The organism is Streptomyces sp. NPDC002680 (assembly GCF_042889145.1).
Taxonomy (GTDB): Bacteria; Actinomycetota; Actinomycetes; order Streptomycetales; family Streptomycetaceae; genus Streptomyces; species Streptomyces adonidis.
The window spans coordinates 1143882-1159394 of sequence record NZ_JBIAQP010000001.1; the positions used below are offsets into that span (position 1 = coordinate 1143882).

A 15513-nucleotide genomic window follows, 5' to 3' on the forward strand; every position below is an offset into this window, starting at 1 on the left:
GCCAGTCCTACTACACCCGGGCAAGACCCGGACGCCCTCCGCCCGCCCCTACAGCGCCCCGCCCAGCCATACACCCGCGAAAGCGGCCCCGAGCCCGGCCACCACGCTCAGCGTCACATAGGCAGCCGCGAGGAGACCGGCCCCGTCCTCGGCCAGCCGCAGGGTCTCGTACGAGAAGGTCGAGTACGTGGTCAGCGCACCGCAGAAGCCCGTACCCAGGAGCAGTTGGAGGTGCTGGCCCGGGGCGGCGCCGGTGAGCAGGCCGAGGATCAGACAGCCTGCGATGTTGACGGCGAAGGTGCCCCAGGGGAAGGCGCTGTCGTGCCGGGACCGGACCACCCGGTCGGTGAGATACCGGAGGGGCGCGCCGACCGCTCCGCCCGCGATCACGAGCAGCCAGTTCACAACGACTTCTTACCCTTCAGGACCCGGCGGGTGGCGGTCGCCGCGAGCGTCACGGCGGCGAGGGCAGCGAGGAGGGTGGCGGCGAGGTAGGCGAACCCGGTGCCGGGACGACCGTGCTCGACCAGCTTCTGGATGTCGACGGCGTACGTCGAGAAGGTGGTGAACCCCCCGAGCACACCGGTACCGAAGAAGGGCCTTACGAGGGGGTGGACGGCCCAGATCTCCGTGACGCCGACCATGAACACGCCGATCACGGCACATCCGACGACGTTGACCCAGAAGGTGGTCCAGGGAAATCCGCCGACCTGCGCGGGCCAAACAAGGGCGGCCCCATACCGGGCACAGGCCCCGATCGCACCACCGACCGCGACCACGGCGACGACGGGCGCCTGACCGCGCAGAACGGGGGTGGCGGGGGCGGTCATGCTCGTACAACTCCTACTCACCGCCGCAAACGAGAGTCACGGCAGGTCAGCAGGGTAACGCCGGGGATGCGAGGGCTGCACTCGGTATCCGGGCTACGGTGAGCGCCCCGAAAGGGGCGCGGGGCTGTGTCGATATGCGGCTCCGCCGCGCGGGCGCGACAAGCCCCCACCGGCCCGCAGCCAACTCAACCCACCAGTCACCACCCCTTCTCGAACATCCGAGCCACCTCAGCAATCCGCACCTCGTCAGGCCGATAAAACGTCCGCCACCGAATCCGCTTCGTGCGAACAGCCCCGATCCCCGCCAACAGCCCCAGATGGCTATGGGCAACAGACCGCGGAACCCCGAGTTTCGCGGCCACGGCCGCAGCCGTGACCCCGTCCTGGACCGGATCCCCGTGCCGCTGGGGCGGAAAATGCGCGGCCGGATCCTTCAGCCACTCCAGGATCTGCAGACGTTGCCCGCCCCCCGGTCTCTTCAGCATCGCGCCTCCTCGTCCCGGCCACCACGTGCCGCACTTCCCAATGTCCCGCAGACAGGGCCGCCACGTCCGGGGCTTCGCACCTCTTGGCCGAGGTCGAACCCTCCTCGCCACGCACGTGAGTTCGAGCAAGCCCTTGCACAGCAACGCGCAGGGGCCCGGCCGCCCCCCTCAGGCGTCCGGGCCCCTGTCACTTCGGGCTCAGCGGTGGCTGAACCACGTCATCGCGGGGAGCGCCCTGTCGTCGTAGCCGAACAGGGCCTGGTTCTCCCAGCCGTTGCCGGAGGAGGAGTCCGTGGGGTCCCAGCCGTTGCCGGTGACCGCGGTCCAGGTCGCCTCCCAGTAGAAGACGCCGAGGCCACGGCCGTTCGGGACGGCCTCCACGATGTTCAGGATGTCCCGGAACCAGGCCGACTGCCCGGCCGTGGACGCCGGGTACCCGGAGACCAGTTCACTGCTCAGGTCGATGATGTTCTCGTGCGAGTCCTCGCTGTCGAGACGGAAGGGGTAGGCCGTCTCGGCGACGTACACCGGCTTGCCGTAGCGGGAGGCCGCGTCGTCCAGGGTGGTCTGGAAGTCGTAGAGCGAGCCGTGCCAGTAGCCGTATTACGACAGGCCGATCACGTCGAACTTCACACCGTTGGAGACCGCGCTGTCGAACCACCAGCGGGTGCCCGCCAGGTCGCCGCCCTTGGCCAGGTGCAGCGCGACGGTCGTACCGGAGTTGACCGCCTTGACCGCGTCGTAGCCGGAGTTGAGCAGCCCGGCGAGCTGCGACCAGTTGTCGGTCGAGCCCTCGGACCACAGCATGCCGCCGTTGATCTCGTTGCCGACCTGGACCATGTCGACGGTGGTGCCCTGGGACTTGAGGGCGTTGAGGACGTCGTACGTGTGGTTGTAGACGTCCGTCTTCAGCTGGCTGTACGAGTGTCCGGCCCAGGCGGCCGGCTTGGACTGGGCGCCCGGGTCGGCCCAGGTGTCCGAGTAGTGGAAGTCGACCAGCAGCTTCATGCCCTGCGCCTTGATGCGCTTGGCGATGGCGAGGACGCGTGTCTTGTTGTTGTAGCCGTCGGCCGGGTTGACCCAGACCTTGACGCGCGCGTAGTTCATGCCCGAGTTCTTGAGGACCGTCAGCGCGTCCGTGGTCGTGCCGGAGCTGGTCTTGTAAGTACCGCCCAGCGCCTCGCTCTTGGGGAGGGAGGAGACGTCGGCGCCCTTGATCGACAGCCCGCCGGTGCCGGAGGCGAAGGTCAGGTCGTCGACGTTGATCCAATTGCCCGCGTTGGCATCGGAGTTGATGCTGATCGTGCACTGGTTGTTCGTCACCGCGATCGGCACGACGATCCGGATCCACCCGCTCGCGGAGACGGGCAGATCGGTGCGCTGTTCCGAACTGCCGCAGTTCTTCAGGGCTATGTAGGCCGAGTTCTGACCGCCGCCGGAGCGCACCCACGCGGTGAGCTTGTAGTTGCCGTTGGTCAGCCCGGACAGGTACTGGTAGGTCTCCACCTTGTAGGCGGAGGCGGAGTAGTGGGAGAGGCGGTAACTGCCGCCGTGGCCACCGGACTCCACGTACGAGGCACCCGTACTGCCGTACTCCGACCAGCCGTTGGGGACAGCGGCGCCCGAACCGTCGGCCTCGAAGCCGCCGTTGGTGAGGGTGCTGGCCGCCTGCGCGGAGGTGGCGGGGAGGGCGGTGAGGGCGAGGCCCGCGGCGAGCGGGAGCAGCAGGGCCTTGAGTGCGCGCCTGGTGGTGCGCCCGGGTGTGCGTCTGGGATGGAACATCGTCGTCCGTCGTCCCTTCGACGTGATGGGTTGGGGGTGTCCCTCCCGAGGGGAAGGAGGGGCCCCTCCGCCCGCGGCTCTCGTGGCACGCACGGGCGGAGGGGAACTTGCGGCTCGGCCGTCTCGAACTCGGTCGTCGAAATCGGCTTTCGAACTCAGCTGTCGAGTCGTACGACCCGGACCGCTCCGGCGGGCAGCTCAAGGCGGCCCGAGGCTCGTTCGCCGGTCAGCAGTTCGGTGCCGGCTGTCTCCAGGGGCACCTTGGCGTCCGACGCGGTGTGGTTGACGGCGAACAGGTAGGTGCCGGACTCGCCGGTGCGGCGGACGAGTTCGACGTCGTGCGGGAGGTCGGCGCGGGGTGCGAGGTCGGCGTCCTCGGTGGCCCAGCCGAGCAGGGCGTCCAGGCCGTGCGCGTCGAGGCGGGTGGAGACGTACCAGGCGGTGCCCTCGCCGAGGCGGTGGCGGGTGACGGCCGGCTGGTCGGCGGTGAGTCCGTCGGCGTAGGTCCACACGGTCTCGGCGCCGCGCGGGACGACGAACTCGGTCCAGACGTCGCCGGTCAGCTCGGAGCCGTCGGGGCCGGTGATGCGTACGGCGTCGCCCTGGAGGAGCGGCGAGAACTCCTCGACGGTCAGGCCGAGTACGTCGCGCAGGGCGCCGGGGTAGGGGCCCTCGTGGACGGCGTCGTGCTCGTCGACGATGCCGGAGAAGTAGGAGACGACGAGGGTGCCGCCGTTCTCGACGTACTCCTTGAGGTTGTTCCCGGCGGCCTCCGTCATCAGGTACAGGGCGGGTACGACGACAAGGGGATAGGCCGACAAGTCGGCTTCCGGGTGGGCGAAGTCGACCGTGAGGTGGCGGTCGTACAGGGCTTCGTAGAAGGCGTCGGCGCGCTCGCGCGGGTCGTGGTCCTCGCTGGGGCGCCACTGGAGGTTCTGCGCCCACCAGGAGTGCCAGTCCCACAGGACGGCCACGTCGGCGACCGTGCGGGTGCCCCGGATCGGGGTCAAGGAGTCGAGGGAGGCGCCGAGTTCGACGACCTCGCGCCAGACGCGGGTCTCGGTGCCGCCGTGCGGGAGCATCGCCGAGTGGAACTTCTCGGCGCCGCGCCGGGACTGGCGCCACTGGAAGAACATGGCGCCCTCGGAACCCCGGGCCACGTGGGCGAGGGAGTTCCGGGCCATCTGGCCCGGTGCCTTCGCGGGGTTGCGGGGCTGCCAGTTGATGCCCGAGGTGGAGTGCTCCAGGAGGATCCAGGGGGCTCCGCCGCCGACGGAACGGGTGAGGTCGGCGGCCATCGCGAGGTTGACGTGGGTGCGGCGGCCGTCGGTGATCAGGTAGTGGTCGTTGGTGACGATGTCGACCTCGCGGCCCCAGGCCCAGTAGTCGACGGAGTCGCACTGACTGAGCGCGGTCATGAAGTTGGTGGTGACCGGGATGCCGGGCGCGAGGCGGTGCAGGATGTCCCGCTCCGTCACGAAGTTCTCGCGCATGGTGGCGTCGGCGAACCGCTTGTAGTCCAGGGCCTGGCCCGGGTTGCCGACCGTGGGGGTGGCACGCGGCGGGTTGATCTGCTCGAAGGTCGCGTAACGCTGGCCCCAGAAGGCCGTTCCCCAGGCCTCGTTGACGCCGTCGACCGTCTCGTACGTCGTCTCCAGCCAGCGGCGGAAGTGGGCGGCGCAGGAGTCGCAGTAGCAGGCCGAGACCGGCACGCCGTACTCGTTGTGGACGTGCCACATGGCGAGGGCCGGGTGGGCGCCGTAGCGCTCGGCGAGCTTCGTGGTGATGTTGGCTGCGGCGGCGCGGTAGTCGGCGTTGCTGTGGCAGATCGCGGCGCGGGAGCCGAACTCGTAGCGCACGCCCTCGGGGGTGACCGGCAGCGCCTCCGGGTGCTCGCGGTAGAACCAGGCCGGCGGGGCCACGGTGGGCGTGCCGAGGTCGGCGCGGATGCCGTTCTCGTGCAGGAGGTCCAGGAGCCGGTCGAGCCAGCCGAAGTCGTACTCCCCGGGTGCGGTCTCCAGCAGGGCCCAGGAGAAGATCCCGACGCTGACCATCGTGACGCCGGCCTCGCGCATCAGCCGGACGTCTTCCCGCCAGACGCTTTCCGGCCACTGCTCGGGGTTGTAGTCCCCGCCGAAGGCCAGCCTGGTGAGGCCCGTGGGGGTGGTCTCCGGCATGGATTGTCTCCCGATCGGTCTGTCGCTCTGGAACATATCTTGGGAACGTGCACACACAGCTTTAGCAGCGCGGGGCCTAGATAACCTCATGGCAACAACCATTGACAAGTATCGAGGATGTTTCTCTACTGTGAACGCTCACAGAAGCATGGCGGGCTTTCGCAGCAGGCGGGAGCCCCATGGTCAGGGGAGAACGTTCCATGCCGAACACGAAGCAGTGGCGCCTCGTGGCAACCGCGGTCGCCGTCACGCTCGGCGCCACCACACTCGCCGCATGCGGGTCCGACGACGACAGCGAAGCCAAGTCCGGCCCGGTGTCGCTGACGTACTGGACCTGGACGCCCGGCATGGACAAGGTCGTCGACCTGTGGAACAAGGGGCCGGGCAAGGAGCAGCAGATCACCGTCACGGTGAAGAAGCAGGCGTCCGGCGACACGCTGGTCACGAAGATCCTCACCGCGCACAAGGCCAAGAAGGCGCCGGACCTGGTGCAGGCCGAGTACCAGGCGCTGCCGACGCTGGTCAGCAACGACGCGCTCGCGGACATCTCGGGCGAGGTCGGCGACGCGAAGAAGGACTTCGCCGAGGGTGTCTGGCAGCAGACGACGCTGGGCACGGACGCGGTGTACGCGGTGCCGCAGGACATCGGGCCGATGATGTTCTACTACCGCGAGGACCTCTTCAAGGAGTACGGCCTGAAGGTCCCGACGACCTGGGAGGACTTCGCCCAGACCGCCCGTGACCTGAAGAAGAAGGCCCCGGACAAGGACCTCACCACCTTCTCCGCCAACGACTCCGGTCTCTTCGCGGGCCTCGCCCAGCAGGCCGGCGCCAAGTGGTGGACGACCTCCGGCGAGAAGTGGAAGGTCGGCATCGACGACGCGGCGACCCAGAAGGTCGCCAAGTTCTGGGGCGACCTCGTCAAGGAGGACGCCATCGACAACCAGCCGATGTACACCCCGGCCTGGAACAAGGCGCTCAACACCGGCAAGCAGATCGCGTGGGTCAGCGCGGTGTGGGCGCCGGGCACGCTGACGACGGCCGCGCCGGACACCAAGGGCAAGTGGGCCATGGCCCCGCTCCCCCAGTGGTCGGCCGGTGAGAACGTGACGGGCAGCTGGGGCGGCTCCTCGACCGCCGTCACCACGGACTCCGGCCACAAGGCGGCCGCCGCGAAGTTCGCCGCCTGGCTGAACACCGACGGCGACGCGCTGGCCGCGCTCGCGAAGGAGGGCGGGATCTACCCGGCCGCCACGGGCGCCCAGCTCAGCGGCGCGTTCGCCAAGTCGCCCGACTTCTTCTCCAACCAGGCGGACTTCTACACCAAGGCCTCGGAGATCGCAAAGACCACGGCGCCCTCCGCGTGGGGCCCGAACGTGAACGTGGCGTACACGTCGTTCAAGGACGCGTTCGCCGCCGCCGCGAAGAACAAGTCGGACTTCGGTGCCGCCCTGACGACGATGCAGGACGACACGGTCGCCGACCTGAAGAAGCAGGGCTTCGGAGTCGCGGAGTGACCAGCGCACGCCGGAGGTCGTACGGGGTCAAGGGGGCCCCGTACGCCTTCCTCCTCCCCGCGGTGATCCTGTTCGCCCTGTTCTTCGCGCTGCCCATCGGCTACGCGCTCTGGCTGAGCCTCCACAAGGTGAAGGTGTCCGGCCTGGGCCTCGGTTCCGGGGCGCGCAAGGAGGTCTGGGCGGGGATCGGCAACTACACCGACGCCCTGACCGACAGCGAACTGCTCGACGGCGCGCTGCGCGTGGTCGGCTACGGCGCGATCGTCGTCCCGGTGATGCTGGGCCTCGCCCTTGTCTTCGCGCTGATGCTCGACGCGGACAAGGTGCGGCTCGCGCCCTTCACCCGGCTCGCGATCTTCCTCCCGTACGCCATCCCGGGCGTCGTCGCCGCACTGCTCTGGGGCTTCCTCTACCTCCCGGACGTCAGCCCGTTCTACTTCGTCCTCGACAAGCTGGGGCTGCCGCAGCCGGACCTGCTGGACGGCGGTCCGCTGTATCTCGCCCTCTCCAACATCGCGGTGTGGGGCGGTACGGGCTTCAACATGATCGTCATCTACACCGCGCTGCGGTCCATCCCGGCCGAGGTGTACGAGGCGGCGAAGCTGGACGGCGCCACCCCGCTGCAGATCGCGCTCAGGATCAAGATCCCGATGGTGGCGCCCTCACTGGTGCTGACCTTCTTCTTCTCCATCATCGCGACGCTCCAGGTGTTCAGCGAGCCGACCACCCTCAAGCCGCTCACCAACTCCGTGCCCACGACGTGGAGTCCGCTGATGAAGGTGTACCAGGACGCCTTCGGCAAGGGTGACATCTACTCGGCCGCCGCCGAGGCGACGCTCATCGCGATCGTCACGCTGGTTCTGTCGTTCGGCTTCCTGCGCGCCGCGAACTCCCGTAACAAGCAGGAGGCAGCACGATGAGTTCTCTTGCCGTGGGCAAGGCGGAAGCGGCGACGGGCACCAGGCCCGGCACCGCACAACGCCCGCCCCTGCGCAGCCGGATCGCCCTGATCCCGACGATCACGCTTCTGCTGGGCGCGCTGTACTGCCTGCTCCCGGTCGCGTGGGTGGTGATCGCGGCGACGAAATCGGGCAGTGAGCTGTTCTCCACGTTCACGTTCCTGCCCGGCAGCGGCTTCACGGACAACGTGAAGGAGCTGAGCGCCTACCGCGACGGCGTCTACTGGAAGTGGATGGGCAACTCCGCCCTGTACGCCGGCCTCGGCGCCCTCCTGTCGACGGCAGTGAGCGCCATCAGCGGATACGCCCTCGCGATCTACCGCTTCCGTGGCCGCGAGACGGTGTTCAGCGTGCTGATGGCGGGCGTGCTCATGCCGCCGGTGATCCTCGCGATCCCGCAGTACCTGCTGCTGGCGAAGGCCGACATCACGGACTCCTACGCGTCCGTGCTGCTGCCGCTGATCCTCTCCCCGTACGGCATCTACCTCGCGCGGATCTACGCCGCCGCAGCGGTGCCGGCGGACGTCGTCGAGGCCGGGCGGATGGACGGCGCGGGCGAGTGGCGGATCTTCACCAGGGTCGCGCTCCCGATGATGATCCCGGGTCTGGTGACGGTGTTCCTGTTCCAGTTCGTGGCCGTGTGGAACAACTTCCTGCTCCCCTACATCATGCTCAGCGACGACGAGAAGTTCCCGATCACGCTGGGTCTGTTCACGCTTCTCGAACAGGGAGCGGCCACTCCGGCGCTCTACACACTGGTGATCACCGGCGCGTTCCTGGCGGTCATCCCGCTCATCGCGCTCTTCCTGGTCATCCAGCGGTTCTGGAGCCTCGACCTGCTGTCCGGAGCCGTAAAGTCATGACCATGAGCAATACCGGGGGCCGGCGCAAACCGCCGACGATCCACGACGTGGCGCGCGAGGCGGGGGTCTCACGAGGCACCGTCTCGCGCGTGCTCAACGGCGGCCACTACGTCAGCCCGACTGCCCAGGAGGCGGTGAACGCCGCGATCCGCAAGACGGGTTACGTGGTGAACCGCCACGCCCGTTCGCTCATCACCGGCCGCTCCGACTCGATCGGCTTTCTGCTGACGGAGCCTCAGGAGCGGTTCTTCGAGGACCCCAACTTCAATGTCCTGCTGCGGGGTTGCACCCAGGCACTGGCGGCGCACGACATCCCGCTCCTGCTGATGCTGGCGGGCACCGAGGACGAACGGCGCCGCATCACGCGGTACATCACCGCCGGTCATGTCGACGGGGTGCTGCTGGTCTCCAGCCACTCCGGCGACCCGGTCGCGCAGGAGCTGTGCGAGGCGGGCGTCCCGCTGGTCGCGTGCGGCAAGCCGATCGGGCTCGGCTCCAAGGTGAGCTATGTGGCGGCGGCCGACCGTGACGGTGCCCGGGACATGGTCCGGCATCTGTTGTCGCTGGGCCGTCGCCGTATCGCCGTGGTGACCGGTCCGCTCGACACCCCGGGCGGTGTGGAGCGCCTCGCCGGCTACCGCGAGGTCCTGGCCGAGGAGGGCATCGAGTACGACGACCGCCTCGTCGTCTCCGGCGACTACAGCCGGGCCAGCGGCGAGGCGGGCGCGGAACGGCTGCTGGACCGGTGCCCCGACCTGGACGCCGTGTTCGTCGCGTCCGACCTGATGGCACAGGGGGTGCTCACGGCGCTGGAGCGGGCGGGGCGGTCCGTTCCCGGGGACGTGTCGGTGGGCGGCTTCGACGACTCCTCGGCCGCGCTGGCCGCCCGGCCCCAGCTGACGACCATCCGGCAGCCGTACGACCGGATCAGCGCCGAGATGGTGCGGGTGCTGCTCGCGCAGATCGGCGGGGAGGATCCGGCGGCGGTGATCCTGCCGACCGAGCTGATCAAGCGGGGGTCCGCCTGAGGCATGCCTGTTTTTATGCATACGCATTAACATGGGGTGCATGGCAGTGAACAAGGCCGGTGCGGGGCTGGCGGACCAGTGGCGGGACATTCTGGCTGCGCATGCGCGCACGATGTGCGAGATCGATCGTGTGCTGCATCCGCATGGCCTGGGGGCCAGTGACTTCGAGGTGCTCGACGTCCTTGTCTCCGAGACGGCCGCCTCCGATCCGGGCGAGGAGTGCCGGGTGCAGGACATCGCCGGACGGGTTCATCTCAGTCAGAGTGCGTTGTCTCGGCTCATCGGGCGGCTGGAGAAGGACGGGCTGGTCGAGCGGAGCATGTGCGTGGAGGATCGGCGGGGGGTGCGGGTGGCTTTGACGGCGCGTGGTCGTGAGCTGCACGACGAGGTACTGCCGCTTCAACGGGCTGCCCTGGAACGGTCCTTGGGAGACAGGTAGTTCGTCTGGTGCGCGCCGGTGGGGGCTTGTCGCGCAGTTCCCCGCGCCCCTGTCGGGGCTTAGGCCAGTAGTTGTCTTACCGCTTTGAACGCTGCCTCTACCGTTGCCGGGTCTGCTCCTGGGCGGGCCAGGGCGCTCATCGGGATCGGGGGGACCGGGGGGAGGCCCTTGTACGGGGTGAGGCCGTCGGGGGCCGGGCCTACTGTGGCCAGGAGGGCCACTCCCCTGCCTGTGCGGGCCATGTCCAGGACGCCTGCCAGGTAGCCCGCGTCGCCTACCACCGATGCCGGGACGCCCTGCTCGGCGAGGGTCGCGATGGCGCGGCGGCGGATCGCGCAGGGGTCCTCGATCGCCACCAGCGGGACGGGGGCCGGGGCGGCCGGGGGTGCCCAGCCGGGCGGGGCGTGCCAGGTCAGGGGCAGGCCGCCCACCGGTGTGCCCTCCGTCGCCGCCGCCTCCGTGACGTACACCGCGACATCCACGCTGCCGCGCTCCACCGCCTCCACAAGGCGTGCCGACCGGTCGATCCGGAACCGCACCCGGCAGCCGGGGCGCACCGCCTCGACGGCCGCGGTCAGCCGGGGCAGGAACTGGTCGGCGGCGTGCTCGGTGGAGCCGAGGGTGATCGTGTCGCCGTCGACATCGAGCAGGGTCCGTACGGCCTCGTCGTGGACGGCGAGGACACGACGCGCCTGTTCCAGCAGCAGCCGACCCTCCGGGGTGAACCGTGTGCCCCGGCCCTCACGTTCGACAACGGGCCTGCCCAGCATCTTCTCCAGCCTGCGGACGTGCTGGCTGACCGCGGACTGGCTGAGGGCGAGTGCCTGGGCCGCGCGATGGAAGCCGCCGTGGTCGGCGATCGCGGTCAGGCTGCGCAGGGCCACGATGTCGAGGACTGGTTGGGGCATACGGTGACCGTAGCCCGCGCGGGTCATCGATCGCCATTCTCGATCGATCACGGATTGCGATCGATTTCGATGCGGAATCGTCGTTGGACGTCGTACACGGGTGCCGGTCATGATGAGGGCATGGCGTATCCGACCGCATCTGCTGCCCTGCTCACGCAGCGCCGAGTCATCGACTTCGGCGTCGCGTGCACCGCGCGCTGTCGTTGATCCCACGCCGCCTCCCGGCGTTTCCGTACGGCCTCCACTGATCGGTTCCGCGCTGCCCGCATGCCGGTAGGCCGTACCCGCTCACGCTCTCCGCCCCCCTTTTTTCTTCCCTCACCCCGCAACGGGAGTTGCTTCCTCATGCCCTCTTCCCTGCCCTCCCCCGCCTCCTGGGACGAACCCGAAGGCCTCGCCGGGCGCGGCACGCTGATCGTGCTGCCCGGCCGGGGCGAACACGGCGGTCTGTACGAGCGGTTCGGCCGCCGTCTCGCCTTCGACGCATACCGGGTACGGGCGTTGGGCGACCCGTCCGCCGATCCGTCCGTGCTCGACGAGGCGGCCAAGCTCCTCGCCGACGAGTCCCTGCCGGGCCCGAAGGTCCTGGTCGGTTCGGACACGGGTGCCCGGTACGCCGTCCAGCTCGCCGCCGAGCACCCGGCGGGCGTCGACGCGCTGATCCTCGTCGGCCTGCCCACGAGCCCCTGGGAGTCGGGGAGTTGGGAGGGCGAGCTGGCGGCGCGGACCGCCTGCCCGACCCACCAGGGGCGCCTCGCCGGCGACTCCGCGTTCCGGCGCGGGGCGATCGACGCGGCCGTCGACCTGCCGGAGCTGCGGCTCGACCAGGTCGAGGTGCCCGTACTCGCCCTGCACGGCAAGGACGACCTGATCAGCCCGCTCGACCAGGTACTCGACGTCTACGAGGGGCACGCGAACGTCCGGACCGTCACCTTCGACGGCGGCCGGCACGACGTGCTCAACGACGCGCTGCACCGCACGGCCGCCGCCACGGTCGTCCTCTTCCTGGAACGGCTGCGCCTCTCCCCCGAGCTGCCCGCGATCGCGGAGGGCCTCGCATGAGCACCTCGCGTGTGACGACGACCGTCTCCGAACTGCGCGACGCCCTCGCCTCCGAGCGGCCGCCGCTGGTCCTCGACGTCCGCTGGGCGCTCGGCGACCCGTACGGCCGCGACCACTACGCGGACGCGCACATCCCGGGCGCGGTGTACGTCGACCTGGACACCCAGCTGGCCGCGCCGCCGAGCCCCGAGGGCGGGCGCCATCCGCTGCCTGACATCGGCGAGTTGCAGGCGGCGGCCCGGGGCTGGGGGCTCCGACAGGGCCAACCGGTCGTGGTCCACGACGACTTGGGCAACACCGCCGCCGCTCGGGCCTGGTGGCTGCTCCGGTACGCCGGGGTCACCGAAGTGACCTTGCTGGACGGGGCGTTGGGTGCCTGGCGGGCGGCAGAACTGCCGCTGGAGTCCGGCATCCCGGCCGATCCGGAACCCGGCGATGTCGTCCTGCGCGCGGGCGGGCTACCGCTCACCGATGCCGACGGCGCCGCCGAACTCGCCCGCGACGGGCTGCTGTTGGACGCCCGCGCCGGTGAACGGTACCGGGGCGAGGTGGAGCCGGTGGACCCGCGCGCCGGCCACATCCCGGGGGCGGTGTCCGCTCCCACCGGGGAGAACCTCGCGGCCGACGGGACCTTCCTGTCCCCCGAACTGCTGCGCAAGCGGTTCGAGGACCGGGGTGCCGGTGACGCGTCACGCATCGGCGTGTACTGCGGTTCCGGTGTCACCGCCGCCCACCAGATCGCCGCGCTCGCCCTCGCCGGTTACGAGGCGACCCTCTTCGCCGGTTCCTGGTCCGCCTGGTCCACCGATCCCACCCGCCCGGCCGCGACCGGCCCGCACCCGTCCTGAGGCTCCAGGGCCCCGCGAGAGGAACCCCGCCATGACCACCAAACCGCTCGACGCGGCGCCCCTGGCTCCGCCGCGCACCGACACTCCCCCGGAACCGGCACCCCGGATCACCATCCGAGGCGCCACCCGCACCACCCGCCGACTCCAACTGCCCCGTTCGGTGCGCCGGGCCGCGGGGCCCGTGGGCCTCGTACTCCTCTGGTTCCTGACCTCGGCCACCGGTGTGCTGCCCGAGTCGGTGCTCGCCTCCCCCGTGGACGTCCTGAAGCAGGCCGTCGACCTGACGAAGAACGGTGAACTGCCCGGCGCCATCGCCGCGTCGGGCCGCCGCGCCGCCATCGGCTTCCTCATCGGAGCGACGGTCGCGCTCGTTCTCTCCCTGCTCGCCGGGCTGTTCCGGCTCGGCGAGGACGTCATCGACTCCTCGATGGGCATGTTCCGGGCGATCCCCTGGGTGGGTCTGATCCCGCTGTTCATCGTCTGGTTCGGCATCGAGGAGACCCCGAAGATCGCCCTGGTCGCCCTCGGTGTCACCTACCCGCTGTACTTCAACATCTACGGCGGGATCAGGTCCACCGACGCCCAACTCGTCGAGGCCGCACGGATGATGGGCCTCGGGCGGTTCGGTCTGATCAAGTACGTCATCCTGCCGAGCGCGCTGCCCGGCGCCCTCGTGGGGCTCCGGTACGCGCTCTCCACCGCCTGGCTCGCGCTCGTCTTCGCCGAGCAGATCAACGCGGACGCGGGGCTCGGCTATCTGATGAGCAACGCGCAGCAGTACTTCCGTACGGACATCATCGTGCTCTGCCTCGCGGTGTACGCGCTGCTGGGGCTGGCCTGCGACTTCGCCGTACGGGTCCTGTCGCGCCGACTGCTGACCTGGCGGGCCAACTTCGAGGGCGAGGCGTGATCCCCATGGCCAACAGCGTGGAAATCAGGGGGCTTTCGCGGGCCTTCGACGGCAACACCGTGCTGCACGAGCTGGACCTCGACATCCGGGAGGGCGAGTTCGTGGCCCTGCTCGGGCACAGCGGCTGTGGCAAGTCGACCCTGCTGCGGATCCTCGCCGGGCTCGACGACGAGATCGGCGGCGAGGTGACCGTGCCCGCGCGACGCAGCGCGGCCTTCCAGTCGCCGCGGCTGCTGCCCTGGCTGAAGGTGTGGCGCAATGTCGTCCTCGGACTACCCGGACGGCCCGACCGGGCGCTGGCCGACAAGGCCCTCGCCGAGGTCGGCATCGAGGAGCGCGCGACCGTCTGGCCCAAGACCCTGTCCGGCGGTCAGGCACAGCGGGTCTCGCTGGCCCGCGCCCTGGTCCGCGAGCCCGAACTCCTGCTGCTCGACGAGCCGTTCGGCGCGCTCGACGCGCTGACCCGGGGCAAGGTGCAGCAGCTGGTCGCCGAGCTGTGGCAGCGGCACGGCTGCGCGATCCTCCTGGTCACCCATGACGTGGAGGAGGCGCTGCTGCTCGCCGACCGCGTCCTGGTGATGGACGAGGGCCGTATCGCCCACGACCTCACCGTCGATCTGCCCCGCTCGCGCGATCTCACCTCGCCCGAGTTCGTCACCCTCCGCGCCCGCCTCCTCGGCTGGCTCGGTGTCACCGCACACACCCTCGAAGGGACCCCCTCGTGATACGCAGACTCGCCACCGCCGCGCTGAGCGTCACCGCCCTGCTGGCGCTGACCGCCTGCGGCGCGGACTCCTCGGCGGACGCCGCCGGGAGCGGCTCCAAAGTGACCCTCACCATCGGCGACCAGGCCAAGACCCTCCAGACCATCGTCGCCGCCTCCGGCGCGCTCAAGGGCGCCAAGTACAACGTGAAGTGGGCCGAGTTCGAGGGCGCGGCCCCGCTCTACCAGGCTGTACAGGCGGGCGCCGCCGACACCGGCTTCTCCGCCGACCTGCCGGCGCTCCAGGCTCTCAGCGGTGGCGTGAAGATCAAGAACATCGCCGCGCTGAAGAACGACGGCACGCATGTCGGCATCGTCGTCCGCAAGGGTTCCGGCATCGACAGCGTCAAGGATCTCAAGGGCCAGAAGGTCGTGGTGTCCTCCGCCAAGGGCAGCATCTCGGAGTACCTGCTGGCCAACGTCCTCAAGCAGAACGGCCTGGACTACAAGGACGTCAAGGTGCAGTACCTGCTGCCCACCGACGCGCAGGCCGCGTTCTCCTCCGGCAAGATCAAGGTCTGGGCGATCTTCGGTGTCTACCAGGCCGTCGCCCTGGAGCAGGGCGGCAAGCTGCTGGTCGACGGCGCGGACGGCCGGGTCAGTGGCTACGGCTTCGTCAACGCCTCCGAGAAGGCCCTCGCCGACTCGGCGAAGAAGGCCGCGCTGTCCGACTTCCTGAAGCGGCTCGGTACGGCCCTGAAGTGGACCAGCACGAACAAGGACGCCTACGCGAAGGCCATCGTGGAGCGCAACGGCGCCGACGCCTCGGTGGCGAAGACGCTGGCCTCCGCTGCGTACGGCGAGGTCCTGCCGATCACCGACGACGTGAACAAGACGGTTCAGGACGTGGCCGGCCTCATGAACAGCATCGGTGTCCTGGACCCGAACGTCGACGTGGCCAAGTCCGCGGACGCGTCCCTCCTCAAGTAGCCGCCCTCCGAA

General features: G+C 69.7%; 15 protein-coding genes and 1 pseudogene. 10 read left to right on the top strand and 6 right to left on the bottom strand.

Annotation, left to right across the window (positions count from 1 at the left end; genetic code table 11):
• Positions 1 to 48 precede the first annotated feature (48 nt).
• The 5 genes and pseudogenes from crcB (ACFYXF_RS05190) to ACFYXF_RS05210 form a co-directional block, all read right to left on the bottom strand.
• Positions 49 to 405 (bottom strand): fluoride efflux transporter CrcB, encoded by a 357-nt coding sequence (crcB, locus tag ACFYXF_RS05190; RefSeq protein ID WP_389348170.1) that lies wholly within the window; start codon positions 403 to 405, stop codon positions 49 to 51.
• On the bottom strand, positions 402 to 830 hold the full coding sequence (crcB, locus tag ACFYXF_RS05195) for a fluoride efflux transporter CrcB (RefSeq protein WP_389348171.1): 429 nt from the start codon (positions 828 to 830) through the stop codon (positions 402 to 404). The genes crcB (ACFYXF_RS05190) and crcB (ACFYXF_RS05195) overlap by 4 nt, the downstream gene beginning before the upstream one ends.
• A 197-nt stretch (positions 831 to 1027) precedes the next feature.
• The gene (locus ACFYXF_RS05200) at positions 1028 to 1315 is read right to left on the bottom strand and encodes an ArsR family transcriptional regulator (RefSeq protein ID WP_389348172.1); all 288 of its coding nucleotides are present in this window, start codon (positions 1313 to 1315) and stop codon (positions 1028 to 1030) included.
• A 198-nt stretch (positions 1316 to 1513) separates the two neighbouring features.
• Positions 1514 to 3097: pseudogene (locus ACFYXF_RS05205) on the bottom strand (arabinogalactan endo-beta-1,4-galactanase).
• Positions 3098 to 3252: 155 nt separating this feature from the next.
• Positions 3253 to 5274, bottom strand: coding sequence for a beta-galactosidase (locus ACFYXF_RS05210; RefSeq protein ID WP_389348173.1), 2022 nt, complete (start codon positions 5272 to 5274; stop codon positions 3253 to 3255).
• A gap of 200 nt (positions 5275 to 5474) precedes the next feature.
• Here ACFYXF_RS05210 and ACFYXF_RS05215 point away from each other — a divergent pair, with 200 nt between their 5' ends.
• Genes ACFYXF_RS05215 through ACFYXF_RS05235 form a run of 5 tightly spaced genes read left to right on the top strand, consistent with a single transcriptional unit; the run spans position 5475 to position 10080 of the window.
• Positions 5475 to 6791, top strand: coding sequence for an ABC transporter substrate-binding protein (locus ACFYXF_RS05215; protein WP_389348174.1), 1317 nt, complete (start codon positions 5475 to 5477; stop codon positions 6789 to 6791).
• On the top strand, positions 6788 to 7711 hold the full coding sequence (locus ACFYXF_RS05220) for a carbohydrate ABC transporter permease (RefSeq protein WP_389348175.1): 924 nt from the start codon (positions 6788 to 6790) through the stop codon (positions 7709 to 7711). The genes ACFYXF_RS05215 and ACFYXF_RS05220 overlap by 4 nt, the downstream gene beginning before the upstream one ends.
• On the top strand, positions 7708 to 8613 hold the full coding sequence (locus tag ACFYXF_RS05225; protein ID WP_389348176.1) for a carbohydrate ABC transporter permease: 906 nt from the start codon (positions 7708 to 7710) through the stop codon (positions 8611 to 8613). Before ACFYXF_RS05220 ends, ACFYXF_RS05225 begins: the two co-directional genes overlap by 4 nt.
• On the top strand, positions 8610 to 9641 hold the full coding sequence (locus ACFYXF_RS05230; RefSeq protein ID WP_389348177.1) for a LacI family DNA-binding transcriptional regulator: 1032 nt from the start codon (positions 8610 to 8612) through the stop codon (positions 9639 to 9641). Before ACFYXF_RS05225 ends, ACFYXF_RS05230 begins: the two co-directional genes overlap by 4 nt.
• A 40-nt stretch (positions 9642 to 9681) precedes the next feature.
• Entirely contained in the window at positions 9682 to 10080 is a 399-nt protein-coding gene (locus tag ACFYXF_RS05235; RefSeq protein ID WP_389348178.1) for a MarR family winged helix-turn-helix transcriptional regulator, read from the top strand.
• 59 nt (positions 10081 to 10139) lie between these two features.
• On the opposite strand, the gene ACFYXF_RS05240 is transcribed toward ACFYXF_RS05235, so the two are convergent.
• The gene (locus ACFYXF_RS05240; RefSeq protein WP_389348179.1) at positions 10140 to 10988 is read right to left on the bottom strand and encodes a LysR family transcriptional regulator; all 849 of its coding nucleotides are present in this window, start codon (positions 10986 to 10988) and stop codon (positions 10140 to 10142) included.
• Positions 10989 to 11333: 345 nt separating this feature from the next.
• On the opposite strand from ACFYXF_RS05240, the gene ACFYXF_RS05245 reads away from it, so the two are divergent.
• From ACFYXF_RS05245 to ACFYXF_RS05265, 5 genes are read left to right on the top strand one after another with little or no spacing between them, the layout of a single operon-like run.
• Positions 11334 to 12050 carry an alpha/beta hydrolase gene (locus ACFYXF_RS05245; protein ID WP_389348180.1) on the top strand — a complete coding sequence of 239 codons (717 nt, stop codon included), beginning with the start codon at positions 11334 to 11336 and terminating at the stop codon, positions 12048 to 12050.
• On the top strand, positions 12047 to 12898 hold the full coding sequence (locus ACFYXF_RS05250) for a sulfurtransferase (protein ID WP_389348181.1): 852 nt from the start codon (positions 12047 to 12049) through the stop codon (positions 12896 to 12898). Before ACFYXF_RS05245 ends, ACFYXF_RS05250 begins: the two co-directional genes overlap by 4 nt.
• Before the next feature lie 31 nt (positions 12899 to 12929).
• Complete coding sequence (locus ACFYXF_RS05255; RefSeq protein WP_389348182.1) at positions 12930 to 13808, top strand: ABC transporter permease; 879 nt, start codon at positions 12930 to 12932, stop codon at positions 13806 to 13808.
• Positions 13809 to 13813: 5 nt separating this feature from the next.
• On the top strand, positions 13814 to 14533 hold the full coding sequence (locus ACFYXF_RS05260; protein ID WP_389348183.1) for an ABC transporter ATP-binding protein: 720 nt from the start codon (positions 13814 to 13816) through the stop codon (positions 14531 to 14533).
• The gene (locus tag ACFYXF_RS05265; protein WP_389348184.1) at positions 14530 to 15501 is read left to right on the top strand and encodes an ABC transporter substrate-binding protein; all 972 of its coding nucleotides are present in this window, start codon (positions 14530 to 14532) and stop codon (positions 15499 to 15501) included. Before ACFYXF_RS05260 ends, ACFYXF_RS05265 begins: the two co-directional genes overlap by 4 nt.
• The last annotated feature ends 12 nt before the right edge of the window (positions 15502 to 15513 follow it).